This is a genomic window from Bradyrhizobium sp. AUGA SZCCT0431 (assembly GCF_018131065.1).
GTDB lineage: Bacteria > Pseudomonadota > Alphaproteobacteria > Rhizobiales > Xanthobacteraceae > Bradyrhizobium.
In genome coordinates this window covers 100001-113474 of sequence record NZ_JAFCLR010000007.1, presented here as the reverse complement: position 1 = coordinate 113474, position 13474 = coordinate 100001, and the positions used below count along the sequence as shown (strand labels likewise).

The window sequence follows — 13474 nt, the reverse complement described above, 5'->3', positions numbered from 1 at the left end:
ACCGGTTGATTCCATTATGCGCTGGGTGCGTTCCGGCTACTTCTTCACCACCTTGTAAATCGCGTTCTCCAGGTCCGACGAGAAGTAGATCACCCCTGACGCGCCGACGCCGACGCCGGTCGGGATGTTGGACGGCAATCCGCCGGGGGCAGGGGCGAGGCCGATCGGCAGGTTGCCGGCGATCTCGGTGACGGTCCCGTCTTTCGGATTGATCCCGACAATGCGCCTGGCGCCGACTTCGGCGACGACCAGCATGCCGTCGGGCCCGAGCGCGATGCCCTCGGGCATTTTCAGGTCCTTGGCGACGATTGTCTTCTCGCCGTTGGTACCGATCCTCGGCACGCGGCCGGCGAAGGCTTCCGTGACATAGACCGCATCTCCCGATGCGGTGGCGGCCATGCCGACCGGTCCCTCAAGGTCACCGATCAGAACAGTGCGGTCCTTGCCGTGCTCGCCACTGGCGCGGACCAGCGATTTGCTGCCGAGTTCGTTGACGAGAATGGAGCCGTCACCGAGTTTGACGGCGTCATGCGGCGCCTTGAAGTCGTGAAGCATCTCCCTGGTCTTGCCGGTCTTGCGGTCGATCAACTGCACGGTGCCGGTGAACCAGCTCGACAGGATCACGTCGTCGCCCCTCGCGGTGGCGCTCATCGGATATTCCAGCGTCACGCCGTCCGCATGCATGCGGGCAGGCTCGGAGACCTCGCCAGTGGCGCCGTCGACGGTGCGGTAAGCGAACACGTCGGCGACATAGAGGGTGTCCTTGCCGCCGTCCGAGACGACGCCGATGCCGCCGGGCAGCGCCAGTTTGCCGATGATAATTTGCTTGGCGGCGCCGGTTTCCGGATCGACCTCTTGAATGCCGTTATCGGCCATGTTGGAAACGAAGATCCGGTCCTTGTCGTCGATCGCGAGGTTGTCGAGCGAGGGCTTGAGCTGCGCCACCATTTTCTTGGCGCCGGACTTCGGATCGACCCGCACCAATTGGCCGAGCGCGGTGTCCACCACCCAGAGATTGCCCTTGGAATCGAAATTGACCGCTGCCGGGATCTTGAAGCCGTCGGCGACCACAGTCAGTTCGGCCTTGTCGACGTCGACCCTGGCGACCTGGCCCTTGAACCAGAGCGGGCCGTAAAGCTTGTCGTCCGGCCCGAACTCGAAGCCGTTGAGCCCGCCCGTCTTCTCCATGATCTTGCGCGGCGGCTTGGCGCCCTCGACGTCGATCTCATAGAGCGCGTCGCCGAGGAACACCTGCGTCGCGTAGAGCCGTCCGTCCTTGCGGAACGCGAGCGAGTTGATGCCGGGCAGGCCGGAGGCCAGCTTCTTGACCGGGCCGTCGCCCTTGCGAGAGTAGAGGTCGCCGGTCAGGAATGCGGTCCACGCCATGGTGCCGTCGGGAGCAAATGCGATGTCGTCGGCCATGCCTTCCGGCGAGGCAACCGAGATCTTGGCCGTGCCGCTCGCGCGATCGACTTCGTAGAGCGCCGCACCGGCGACGCTGCCGGCGAACAACCGCCCGGCCTTGTCGATGCCGAGCCCATGGACGCCGTGAAACGCCGAGCCTGGAACGAGTTTGGTAACTTCATATGTCTGCGCCGAGGCGCCGGTGGCAAGAAACACTGCCGCAGCCACGGTCGCACCGAAGGCGAGCCTGCTCGTCATGACGCTACCTCCCGTTTTTTTATTATGGAGGTGAGTATTCGTTCGCTCGTGGGGTTTGGCAAACAAAACATGTCGTTGCGGCCCGGCCTGGCCGCCACAAAAATGACAACGCGCTAAGAACTGGACTCTTGAGAATTTTACGAGAGTTCAGCCTGCATGCAGATGACACGCCACCGCGCGTCCCGGACCGAGTTCGCGGAGCGGCGGCTGATCGGTCTTGCACACCGCCATGGCGCGGGGGCAACGGGTGTGGAAGCTGCATCCGGGCGGCGGCCGCAGCGCGCTCGGCACTTCACCTGAAATCACCGCTCGCGGCCGGCGCGCCTCGACCTCGGGATCGGCGACGGGCACCGCCGCCATCAGGGCTTCGGTGTAGGGGTGCAGCGGATTGCGATAGAGATCGTCGCGGTCGGCGATTTCGACGAGGCGGCCGAGATACATCACCGCGATGCGCGTCGAGATGTGGCGGACCACCGCCAGATCATGCGCGATGAACAGATAGGTCAGCCCCAGCCGCTCCTGCAGGTCCATGAACAGGTTGATGACCTGCGCCTGGATCGAGACGTCGAGCGCGGACACCGGCTCGTCGGCGATCAAGAGGCTCGGCTCCAGTGCCAGCGCGCGGGCGATGCCGATGCGCTGGCGCTGGCCGCCGGAGAATTCATGCGGATAGCGATCGGCCATGTCGGGCAACAGGCCGACGGAAGCGATCAGGGATGCGATCTTGTCGCGGGTCGCCGCCTTGTCGCCATCGAGGCCATGAACGGCCAGCGGCTCGCCGACGATGTTGCGGATCGTCATGCGCGGATTGAGCGAGCCATAAGGGTCCTGATAGACCATCTGCATCCGGCGCCGCACACCCAATAGTTCGGCGCCGCGGTGCGGGGCGATGTCCTGTCCCTCGAACACGATCCGCCCGGCGGTGGGCGTCAGCATCCGCAGCACCGCAAGTCCGGTGGTCGATTTGCCGGAGCCGCTTTCGCCGACGAGGCCCAGTGTCTCACCGCGCCGGATCGTGAACGAAACGCCGTCGACCGCTTTGACGGTCGCGACCTGGCGCTGAAGGATGATGCCCTTGGTGACCGGGAAATGAACCTTCAGATCCTCGACCCGGAGGATGGTATCGACGGATGGCTCGGGCAGCGCGTCAGACATGGGCGAAACACGCTTTGGCGTGACGGTCGGCGACCTGAACCAGTTCAGGCTTCGCGGTTCGGCATTGATCCAGGATCGAGCGGCAGCGCGGCGCGAAGGAACAGCCGGGCGGCAGGCTGGCCAGATCAGGCGGCTGGCCCTCGATCGGCATCAGGCGCCGGCCGCCGCCGCCATCGAGGCGGGGGACGGACGCCATTAGGCCTGACGTATAGGGGTGCTGTGGCCGGGCGTAGAGCTCGCGCGCCGGCGCGACTTCGACGATGCGGCCGCCATACATCACCGCGACGCGGTCGGCGTAGCGGGCGACGACGCCGAGATCGTGGGTGATCAGGATCAGCGATGAGCCGGTCTCACGCGTGACTTCCTTCAAGAGGTCGAGGATCTGCGCCTGCACCGTGACGTCGAGCGCCGTGGTGGGTTCATCCGCGATGATCAGGCGCGGCGCGCAGGCCAGCGCCATCGCGATCATCACGCGCTGGCGCATGCCGCCGGAATATTGGTGCGGATAGGAGCCGAGCCGGCTCGCGGCATCGCCGATGCGGACGCGGCCGATCAATTCGGTCGCGGCTTCATAGGCTTTCTCCCACGGCGTGCCCCGATGCACGTTGATCGGCTCTGCGACCTGGAGGCCGACGGTCAGCGCCGGATTGAGCGAGGACATCGGTTCCTGGAAGATCATCGCAATCTTGTTGCCGCGGACCGCGCGGATGCCGGGATCGTCGAGCTTCAACAGGTCGACGCCGTCGAACAGGATCTCGCCGCTCTCGATCCGGCCGGGCGGGTTCGGGATCAGGCGCAGCACCGAGAGCGCGGTGACGCTCTTGCCGGATCCGGACTCGCCGACGATCGCGAGCGTCTCGCCGGGATCGACATGAAACGATACGCCATCCACCGCGGTCACGGTTCCGCGCTCGGTGCGGAACCGCGTCGTCAGGTTTTTGACTTCCAGCAGTGGGCGCGTCATCGCAGCTCGCCCGCTCAATGGCCCATCTTCTTCTTGAGGTCCTGATCGACCCAGATCCGCGCATAGATCGGTCCCGGACGAACCGCACCGGCGCGGAGTTCGCCGGCGTAGTTCTTCACCCAGGGCCACCAGGCCGTGAAGATGTACGGGGTGGGAAGCCACACATAGGGCGCCTTGTCCAGAATCTCCCGCGTCATCTCCTTCAGCATGGCCTGACGCTTGGTCTCGTCCGGCTCAAGATAAACCGCGTCCATCTTCTTGTCGTATTCGGGATCGGACCATTGCGACGGGTTCCAGACCTGGCCCTTGACGAAGCTCTTGCGAATGGTCGTCGTCGGATTGGTGTGCCCGTTGTTCATGAGATAGCCCGGTGCATTGGTCTTGGTGGTCATGGCCGAAAGGAACGCGCCGTATTCCATGGTTTGAATGTCCAGCTTGACGCCGACCTGCTCATAATAGGCCGCCAGCAGCGGGATCAGGTCGATATGGTCGGGATTGCACGCGCAGACCTGAACCTTGAGGGTAAACCCCTTCGGAACGCCGGCCTCGGCGAGCAGCTTCTTGGCCTTCTCGGGGTTGTAGGTGAAGAGTTCCTTGATCGAGTCCGGCATCGCCTCGAGCGGCTCGAAATAGCCGAGATAATCGGGGTGCTGCGGGTAGGCGAACAGCTCGGCGTTGCCGCCGTAATATTCCTTGACGATCTCCTGCTTGTTGACGGCGAGATTGAGGGCGCGCCGGACGCGAACATCGTCGAACGGCTTGGTATCGACGCGCATGGCGAGGAACTGGCCGCTCATCGAGAGCCACTTCGACCACTTTAGCTGCGGCGCGCTCTTCTTGAGCTCATCGACCGCGGACCATCTGATGTTTTCTAGGATATCGAGTTTGCCGGTTCGCAATGCCGTGAGGAAGGTCGCCTCGTCCTTGATCGTGCGGTAGACGACCTTGTCGACCAGCGGGAGCTTGGTTTCGACGCCGTTGATCTTCTCCGTGCCCCAGTAGTTCGGATTCTTGACATAGGTGTTCGAGTTGCCTTGCACGAACTCGGCAAGCTGGAACGGGCCGGTCCCGTTGATGTTCTTCCAGTTGCCGGCGCCGGCGTCGACGACTTCCTTCGGGATGATGCCGGAATAATAGCCCCAGCCGAAGCGATAGTCCCATTCCGCGTTGTAGTTCTTGAAGGTGAAAAGCACGGTGTGCTTGTCGGTGGCTTCGACCTTGTCGATGTGATCGAAATAAGTGGCGATTTTCTTGGGGCTCTTGTCGCGGTGGTTGAAGGAGAACACCACGTCATCGGCGACCAGTTCGCGCGCCGCCATCACCCCGGGCTTGTCGGGAAACATCACCCCCTTGCGCAAATTGATCTCGAGGCGGAGCGGATTTTGCTTCCACTCCCATTTTTCGGCAAGTTCGCCGCGGATCGCATCCGAAGGGATCCAGGCATCGGCGTAGAACGAATGCTTGCCGCCAAGCCGTTTGGACTTGGAGAGGTCCGCGGCGAAAAGTTGCTCGTAGACCTGGCCGGTGTCGTGGTTCTGCTTCCAGTTCCAGTCGGCCAGATCCCAGGAGAGCGCCGAGAGCGTGACATAAACTGTCCCAATCTCCAGCGTGCCGCCGGGTTTTGGCGGCGCTTCGGATTGCGAGAATGCAGGTGTTGCAAGCGATAGGGCCACGGCGACTGACGCGGCGGCGAGACGTGATACGGCGCGTGAATGGGGCATGACTTCCTCCTGGATATTATTTTCTGGTTATCTTGATCCGCGCATGCGTGGGTCGAGCAGATCCCGCAAGGCATCTCCGAACACGTTGGTGGAATAAACGACGACCGTGAGACAAAGGCCCGGCGCCAGCGCCAGCCACGGTCCCTGGAACATGAAGGTGCGGCCCGAGCCCGACAGCATGCCGCCCCAGGTCGGGGTCGGCGGCGGCACGCCAAGGCCGAGAAACGACAGGCCCGACTCGGCGAGGATCACGGTGCCGACACGCGTCGTGAACAGCACGATGATCGGCGGCATGATGTTGGGCAGGATGTGTCGCCACAGGATGCGGCCGGTCGAGGCGCCGATCGATTGGGCGGCGTGCACATACATGTTCTCGCGCACCGACACCACGGCGGAACGGATGATGCGCGAGCCGGCGATGCCGAGCAGCAGACCGAGCGTGCCGATGATCTGCGGCAGGCCGGGGCCGAGAACCGAAACCACGACCAGGAGGATGATGAGATCGGGAAAGCTCATCCAGGCATCGACGAAGCGCTGCGTGACGAGATCGATCTTGCCGCCGAGATAACCGGTGAGAATGCCGATCGCGATCGAAACGACGGTGGCCAGCGAGGCGGCGGTAAAGGCGATGATCACCGAAATCTGGGCGCCATAGAGACAGCGCGAGAGCATGTCGCGGCCGAGATTGTCGGTTCCGAACGGATAGGCCCAGGACGGCGCCATCAGGCGGTTGCGCGGGCTGATCTGGTTCATGCCATAGGGCGCCAGAACATCGGCGAAGATCCCGCACAGCAGGAACAGAATGAAGATGACGCCGCCGGCGGCGCCGAGCGGCTTCTCGCGGAACAGGCGAATCACAAAGCGGAGGACGCCGTTGCGCTCGGTCTTGCCGCTCGTGGCCGGAATATCGATCGCAAGCGTCATCAGCGGTATCTCACCTTGGGATCGAGCAGGCCGTAGCTCAGGTCGACGGCGAGATTGATCAGCATCACGCAAAGACCGATCACGAGGCTGACGCCGGTAATGATCGGATAGTCGCGCTGGCTGATGGCGTCGAGCAGCAACAGCCCCATGCCGGGAATAACGAAGATCTGCTCGACGATGACGGCGCCGCCGATCAGGATCGGCGCCTGCAGGCCGATCAGCGTGACCACCGGGATCAGCGCGTTGCGCAGTGCATGCCGGATGACGACCAGCCGTTCCGACAGGCCCTTGGCCCAGGCGGTGCGGATATAGTCCTGGCGCAGCACCTCCAGCATCATGGTGCGGGTCAGGCGCATGGTGATGGCCGACAGCGCTGTGCCCAGAATGATCGCCGGCAGAATCATCTGCTTGAGGTTCTGCAGGGGATCATCGGTGAACGCGACGAAGTTCACCTGCGGCGACCAGCCCCACCAGATTGACGGGAACACCATCACCATGGTGCCCATCCAGAAGCTCGGCACCGCCAGCATCAGGATCGAGAACGAACGGGTGAGATAGTCGCCGGCGGTGTCCTGCCGGATCGCAGAATAGATGCCGATCGGCAGCGCGATGCACAGCGCGATGATCAGCGCCATGAAGCCGAGCTGGAACGTCACCGGCAGCCGTGCGCCGAGCAGTTCGCGCACCGGCGTGTTCTGCCAGAGCGAGCGGCCGAAATCGCCGTGAAAAAGAATGCCGCCGATCCAGTGAAAATATTGCAGCCACATCGGGCGATCGAGGCCGAGCGTTGCGATCAGCTGGTCACGCGAGAGCTTGTCTGCGCCGACGTCGTTCTGGGCGAGCATCATGTCGATGACGTTGCCCGGCACCAGCCGCACGATGACGAAGACAATCAGGCTGGCAAAGAACAGCGCCGGGACAAGCGCCAACAATCGCCGTGCCAGATATGCCTGCATTCCGCGTGCCCCGTTGTCTGCTCCCTTCAACAAGAGTGGACCGCGTCCGAAATGCCCGCAAGCATTATCGCGCGCGTGCGATGCGATCTTTTTGCGGAGGAACTTCCGTCAAGTTCATGCGCGCGCAAAACATTCCGCGTCGCGGAACAGCAACGCATCCAACTTCACGCTAACGCTGATGAGAGATGAGAATCCGAGAAGTGAAGCGGCTCAGCGGCTGACTTGCCGCACCGATGGCGCAGCGGTGCTGCCGGCGGCATCGGAGACGCGCGCAGCGCCGCGATTGTTCATCTGGATGTCGAGGCGATCGCGTTCCTTCTCGAAGCCCGCCATGACCGGGCCTTCGAGCGAGCGGCCTCGCGGCAGCTTCACGCGCATCGGATCGACGAAGCGGCCGTTGACCAGGATTTCGTAGTGCACGTGGGCGCCGGTCGACATGCCCGTCGATCCGACGAAGCCGATCACCTGACCCTGTCGCACCCGCTTGCCGGGCTCCATGCCCTTGGCGAACGCCGACATGTGGCCGTAGGCGGTCTCGTAACCGTTGTTGTGCTTCAGCTTGACGTATTTGCCGTAGCCGCCTTCCCAGCCGACTTTCTCGACGACGCCGTTGCCGGAAGCGAAGATCGGCGTGCCGTAAGGCGTGGCCCAGTCGACGCCGGTGTGCATCTTGGTGTAGCCGAGGATCGGATGGCGGCGTCCGCCGAAGCCCGAACGCATGATCGCGTTGTTGACGGGTTTGCGCACCAGGAACTTCTTCGCGCTCTTGCCGGTCTCGTCGTAGTAGTCGACGACCGAGTCGTCGGGGGTCTGGAAGCGGTAATATTTCTTGGTTTCGCCGCCGACCGTGAGCGAAGCGAACAGCACTTCGGTCTTTTCGGTGATGGTCGCGCCGTCGTCTTCGCCGGCGAAGAACACGTCGAAGGAATCGCCGGGCTGCACCTTGCGCTGGAAGTCGACGTCGTAGGAATAGATCTTGACCATGTCCTCGATGACGGTGGCCGGCACCTTGTTGCGCAACGCGGTCTCGTAAATGCTCTGGTAGAGCCGGACGCCGGTGCCGTCATCCTCATCGTCGTCGTCGTCTTTGCCGGCGGCAGCCTCGGCAACGGTGTTCATGCTCTGCACGTCGACGGCGACGTATTTGCCGACGTCGGACAGTGCGGCAACGGCCTCGATGGTGGTTTCGTTGGCGACGATCACCCGATAGGGCTGCAGTCGCACGCCCGGGCCGGGGGCAGCAGGGGCCATCAGGATACGGAGTTTCTGGCCTTCCTTTAGACCGCCGTCGCGGCCGCGGGCGCCCAGCGTTGCGGCGATCGCCTTGGCCTCGTCCGGTGTTGCGCCCTGATCGCGCAGGATCGAGGTGACCGTATCGCCCTTCTTCACGATGTGAATGCGCTCGTTGGAAGGGTTGCCGCCGGTGATTTGGTCTTTGGTCTTCGGCAGCAGCGTGACGTTTTCCGGCACCACGCGGGTTTCAAAGCCGGCATAGGGGTCGGAGACGGTGCCCTCGGTGGCGTAGGCCAGCTTCATGTCGGACTGGACGCCGCTGGCATCGGCGGCGGCGTTCGCCAGCGCCGTATAGCGTACGCCGCCGGTGTTGCCGCGCCAGTTGGCGGCGTCCCGCACCCGCATCAGGACTTCGTCGAGCGCGACCACGGCGGCGAGTTTCGCCTTCGGCAGCACCGATGCGAGGTCCTTGGTGACGAAGGAGACTTCGGCATCGGGTTCGACGGCATCGGGGTTGTTCGGATCGTCGGCGGCGGCAGGGGCGGGGGCGCCGACATCGGTCAGCATGCGCTGGGCGTTGAATGGCGGGATTTTTGCGGAAAGGTCGCTCGTCGTCATCGACAAATTGCCGGAGATGCGGATGAACGGCCGAACCCGCATCACGTCGCGGTTGCCGACCCGGGTGACGGTCGACACCCTCAGCACATTACGAGCGGCGGTCGAATCACCTGGCGGCGGCAGGCGGTCGCTCTTGTGCAGGCTGGCGGAGCGATCGTTGGCGCCGAAAGCGCCGCGCAACGCGCCTTCGACGCGCTCCGGCACCTTGGCAAAGGTCATTTCGCCGTCGAGCGACGCGAAAACGGCGCCGCCGATGAGAGCTGCGCCGCACAGACCAGTCAGGATAGTGCCGCTAAACCATTGTACGGAGACACGGCGGCGGTCGATCACCGCGGCCTCGGAGCCATCGACGGAAAGCGGCGGCTCGTGACCGAGATCAATGATCCCGGTCTCGCGTCCATAGCCGCTTCCGCGTGACGCCCTCTGATTCAACCCTGTGTCCCCCCAAATTCCATCAACATTCGACTAGACCTTCGCTCGATCCAGATCCGGTTTGCGCCCCCTATAAGGAGGATCCCGGTGCATCGCGCGCCGCACGAATCGATATTCGGGAATCAGAGGCCAGAAGACCGGCCGCAATCTCGAACGTCAATGATGTGCAGATCTCTCGATGTTTCTCGGCCGCGTGGGGAAAGGCGACGGGTTCATTGAAATCGCCGATCCCTGGTAGATGAACACCGGCAGCCCCCACTGGCATCCGGCCGTTCCATGCTTACGTTATAGTCAGAACGTCGCAGGATTGTGGCTCAAGTACGGCGTAAAGGCCCCAAATATATAGACTTCTTGGGGTCCAAAATTTCTTCCACATCGTGCGACAATTTGTTGACGAAGGGCGTTGACAGGTCCGATCGGGTGGGCCTATAACCCGACCACTGAGCGCGGCGCTGCTTTGGCCCTGAGGCCAAGGCAAGTTGTCGCGCCCGTGAAGCTCCTCATTATGATGAGTGAATCAACAGCCGATACCAATCGGTTGTTATTTGCCGTCCGGTGAAGGTGCTTTCGGAACTCCCAACCATGGGAGATGGGTCCTTCGGGTCCCGGGCTGTTTGACAAGTGAAGATGAAGAAAGAGAAACGTGGACGGCGGAGTCCTTGCGGGCCTCGATTACTTGAATACGCAAGTATTGAAGTGTTGGGGCCGGACGAAAGACTTCGGCGGTACACGTTTACATAGGTTACACCATCGTTGCCCACGATGTGAATCGTAGGCAGCTTGTCGGCTTCGGCCGGCAAAAAATGGTGGGACCTCGTCAAACGTTGTGATCAGCCGGTTTGAAGTTTCAAGTCCAACTTGAGAGTTTGATCCTGGCTCAGAGCGAACGCTGGCGGCAGGCTTAACACATGCAAGTCGAGCGGGCGTAGCAATACGTCAGCGGCAGACGGGTGAGTAACGCGTGGGAACATACCTTTTGGTTCGGAACAACACAGGGAAACTTGTGCTAATACCGGATAAGCCCTTACGGGGAAAGATTTATCGCCGAAAGATTGGCCCGCGTCTGATTAGCTAGTTGGTGAGGTAACGGCTCACCAAGGCGACGATCAGTAGCTGGTCTGAGAGGATGATCAGCCACATTGGGACTGAGACACGGCCCAAACTCCTACGGGAGGCAGCAGTGGGGAATATTGGACAATGGGCGCAAGCCTGATCCAGCCATGCCGCGTGAGTGATGAAGGCCCTAGGGTTGTAAAGCTCTTTTGTGCGGGAAGATAATGACGGTACCGCAAGAATAAGCCCCGGCTAACTTCGTGCCAGCAGCCGCGGTAATACGAAGGGGGCTAGCGTTGCTCGGAATCACTGGGCGTAAAGGGTGCGTAGGCGGGTCTTTAAGTCAGGGGTGAAATCCTGGAGCTCAACTCCAGAACTGCCTTTGATACTGAAGATCTTGAGTTCGGGAGAGGTGAGTGGAACTGCGAGTGTAGAGGTGAAATTCGTAGATATTCGCAAGAACACCAGTGGCGAAGGCGGCTCACTGGCCCGATACTGACGCTGAGGCACGAAAGCGTGGGGAGCAAACAGGATTAGATACCCTGGTAGTCCACGCCGTAAACGATGAATGCCAGCCGTTAGTGGGTTTACTCACTAGTGGCGCAGCTAACGCTTTAAGCATTCCGCCTGGGGAGTACGGTCGCAAGATTAAAACTCAAAGGAATTGACGGGGGCCCGCACAAGCGGTGGAGCATGTGGTTTAATTCGACGCAACGCGCAGAACCTTACCAGCCCTTGACATCCCGGTCGCGGACTCCAGAGATGGAGTTCTTCAGTTCGGCTGGACCGGAGACAGGTGCTGCATGGCTGTCGTCAGCTCGTGTCGTGAGATGTTGGGTTAAGTCCCGCAACGAGCGCAACCCCCGTCCTTAGTTGCTACCATTTAGTTGAGCACTCTAAGGAGACTGCCGGTGATAAGCCGCGAGGAAGGTGGGGATGACGTCAAGTCCTCATGGCCCTTACGGGCTGGGCTACACACGTGCTACAATGGCGGTGACAATGGGATGCTAAGGGGCGACCCTTCGCAAATCTCAAAAAGCCGTCTCAGTTCGGATTGGGCTCTGCAACTCGAGCCCATGAAGTTGGAATCGCTAGTAATCGTGGATCAGCACGCCACGGTGAATACGTTCCCGGGCCTTGTACACACCGCCCGTCACACCATGGGAGTTGGTTTTACCTGAAGACGGTGCGCTAACCCGCAAGGGAGGCAGCCGGCCACGGTAGGGTCAGCGACTGGGGTGAAGTCGTAACAAGGTAGCCGTAGGGGAACCTGCGGCTGGATCACCTCCTTTCTAAGGATGGTTCTTCAGAAGCTTGCTTCTATCGAACCGTTTTAGAAACATCAGTGGCCAACGATCGTCAGGATTGTTGAGCTGCATTGGCGGGATTTCGCCGTCTACGTTTCTCTTTCTTCGCGGACGAACACGCGCCAGGGGCTTAGCGCTTGTGCGACGCATCTGGCGTTAAGCCGGTGCGCGCCACTGCGGCCTCTCGTGTTAGGGGCTTGTAGCTCAGTTGGTTAGAGCGCGCGCTTGATAAGCGTGAGGTCGGAAGTTCAAGTCTTCCCAGGCCCACCACTTTGATCGAGCGCATCACGTCTCATGACCGACGTAAGCATTCGTCTTCTGGTACGGGGCCATAGCTCAGCTGGGAGAGCGCGTGCTTTGCAAGCATGAGGTCGTCGGTTCGATCCCGTCTGGCTCCACCAGATGGAATTGAAGATCGACAAAGTGGCCTGCTAACAAAGCGCCTTTCAAATCGTCCGCGAAACATCACTTCGCATGTCGTGTCCTACGGGATACGCGTGCGTGATTTCTGACATCGTAAAGAGGAGATTGATCCGAGTTTTGGGTCTGCAAAGCAATTTGCGGAGCCCAATTCATAATCTCCAGATCATTTCGGCGCTCGCGCATCGTAATTCATCGCAAGATGAGTGAGATGAGTGAGTTGTAAATGATCTTTTTAGCGAAGCTTGACCGCCTCGCTATCGGGTTGATCTTACGAAGCAAGCTGGTCTTTCTAATCATTGTCCGGCCGTGCATAGCATTCATCGAGAGTGCGCGTTTTGAGGTTTCGACCTCAAGGCAATTGTACGGACTACATTCTGCCGAGTGTGTGGACATTGATAATGAGAGCAATCAAGTGCCTTAAGGGTGTTCGGTGGATGCCTTGGCGCTGAGAGGCGATGAAGGACGTGCTACGCTGCGATAAGCCATGGGGAGCTGCGAAGAAGCTTTGATCCATGGATTTCCGAATGGGGAAACCCACCTTCGATAGCTGGAACTCCAAGATCTCGTATCTTGGGGTTTGAACAGCAATGTTTGAGACCAAGCCGCGAGGTTTTGGATTTCCAGTTATCAAGTGAAGGTATGAAATCTCTGAATACATAGGAGGTTTTAAGCGAACCCGGGGAACTGAAACATCTAAGTACCCGGAGGAAAGGACATCAAACGAGACTCCGTTAGTAGTGGCGAGCGAACGCGGACCAGGCCAGTGATACATCAAAGACAACCGGAACCTGTCAGGAAAGCAGGGCCTTAGAGGGTGATAGCCCCGTACGGGTAATGCGATGATGTATCCTTGAGTAAGGCGGAACACGTGAAATTCTGTCTGAACACGGGGGGACCACCCTCCAAGCCTAAGTACTCCTCAGCGACCGATAGTGAACCAGTACCGTGAGGGAAAGGTGAAAAGCACCCCGACGAGGGGAGTGAAATAGACCTGAAACCGGACACCTACAAACAGACGGAGCCCAA

General features: G+C 60.9%; 7 protein-coding genes, 2 tRNA genes and 2 rRNA genes (1 of these 11 only partly in view). 4 read left to right on the top strand and 7 right to left on the bottom strand.

The genetic code is table 11. The annotated features are described in order from the left end of the window. Window positions 1-36 precede the first annotated feature (36 nt). The 7 genes from JQ567_RS08540 to JQ567_RS08510 all read right to left on the bottom strand — a co-directional run bounded on the left by JQ567_RS08540 (window position 37) and on the right by JQ567_RS08510 (window position 9665). Window positions 37-1662 (bottom strand): SMP-30/gluconolactonase/LRE family protein, encoded by a 1626-nt coding sequence (locus JQ567_RS08540; RefSeq protein WP_212438404.1) that lies wholly within the window; start codon window positions 1660-1662, stop codon window positions 37-39. Window positions 1663-1809: 147 nt separating this feature from the next. Continuing rightward, window positions 1810-2817 (bottom strand): ABC transporter ATP-binding protein, encoded by a 1008-nt coding sequence (locus JQ567_RS08535; protein WP_210337426.1) that lies wholly within the window; start codon window positions 2815-2817, stop codon window positions 1810-1812. Continuing rightward, on the bottom strand, window positions 2810-3781 hold the full coding sequence (locus tag JQ567_RS08530; protein WP_212438403.1) for an ABC transporter ATP-binding protein: 972 nt from the start codon (window positions 3779-3781) through the stop codon (window positions 2810-2812). Before JQ567_RS08530 ends, JQ567_RS08535 begins: the two co-directional genes overlap by 8 nt. A gap of 14 nt (window positions 3782-3795) precedes the next feature. Continuing rightward, on the bottom strand, window positions 3796-5502 hold the full coding sequence (locus tag JQ567_RS08525; protein ID WP_212438402.1) for an ABC transporter substrate-binding protein: 1707 nt from the start codon (window positions 5500-5502) through the stop codon (window positions 3796-3798). A gap of 27 nt (window positions 5503-5529) precedes the next feature. Next, window positions 5530-6426 (bottom strand): ABC transporter permease, encoded by an 897-nt coding sequence (locus JQ567_RS08520; RefSeq protein ID WP_212438401.1) that lies wholly within the window; start codon window positions 6424-6426, stop codon window positions 5530-5532. Then, window positions 6426-7382: an ABC transporter permease gene (locus tag JQ567_RS08515; protein ID WP_212438400.1), complete on the bottom strand. Its 957-nt coding sequence runs from the start codon at window positions 7380-7382 to the stop codon at window positions 6426-6428. Before JQ567_RS08515 ends, JQ567_RS08520 begins: the two co-directional genes overlap by 1 nt. A 210-nt stretch (window positions 7383-7592) precedes the next feature. Continuing rightward, on the bottom strand, window positions 7593-9665 hold the full coding sequence (locus tag JQ567_RS08510) for a M23 family metallopeptidase (RefSeq protein WP_212438399.1): 2073 nt from the start codon (window positions 9663-9665) through the stop codon (window positions 7593-7595). Between the two features lie 854 nt (window positions 9666-10519). Between JQ567_RS08510 and JQ567_RS08505 the strand changes: the two genes are divergently transcribed. The 4 genes from JQ567_RS08505 to JQ567_RS08490 form a co-directional block, all read left to right on the top strand. After that, window positions 10520-12010: ribosomal RNA gene (locus tag JQ567_RS08505) — 16S ribosomal RNA — on the top strand. Between the two features lie 208 nt (window positions 12011-12218). Next, a tRNA-Ile gene (locus JQ567_RS08500) sits at window positions 12219-12295 on the top strand. Window positions 12296-12350: 55 nt separating this feature from the next. After that, window positions 12351-12426, top strand: a tRNA-Ala gene (locus JQ567_RS08495). A 428-nt stretch (window positions 12427-12854) separates the two neighbouring features. Continuing rightward, a 23S ribosomal RNA gene (locus JQ567_RS08490) occupies window positions 12855-13474 on the top strand (it continues 2225 nt past the right edge of the window). Together the 16S and 23S rRNA genes with 2 tRNA genes alongside form the textbook arrangement of a ribosomal RNA operon.

Bases quoted from the DNA above. Each gene is read 5' to 3' on its own strand.
- JQ567_RS08525 (WP_212438402.1), bottom strand. From the start codon at position 5,502: ATGCCCCATTCACGCGCCGTATCACGTCTCGCCGCCGCGTCAGTCGCC.
- JQ567_RS08520 (WP_212438401.1), bottom strand. From the start codon at position 6,426: ATGACGCTTGCGATCGATATTCCGGCCACGAGCGGCAAGACCGAGCGC.
- JQ567_RS08540 (WP_212438404.1), bottom strand. From the start codon at position 1,662: ATGACGAGCAGGCTCGCCTTCGGTGCGACCGTGGCTGCGGCAGTGTTT.
- JQ567_RS08530 (WP_212438403.1), bottom strand. From the start codon at position 3,781: ATGACGCGCCCACTGCTGGAAGTCAAAAACCTGACGACGCGGTTCCGC.
- JQ567_RS08535 (WP_210337426.1), bottom strand. From the start codon at position 2,817: ATGTCTGACGCGCTGCCCGAGCCATCCGTCGATACCATCCTCCGGGTC.
- JQ567_RS08515 (WP_212438400.1), bottom strand. From the start codon at position 7,382: ATGCAGGCATATCTGGCACGGCGATTGTTGGCGCTTGTCCCGGCGCTG.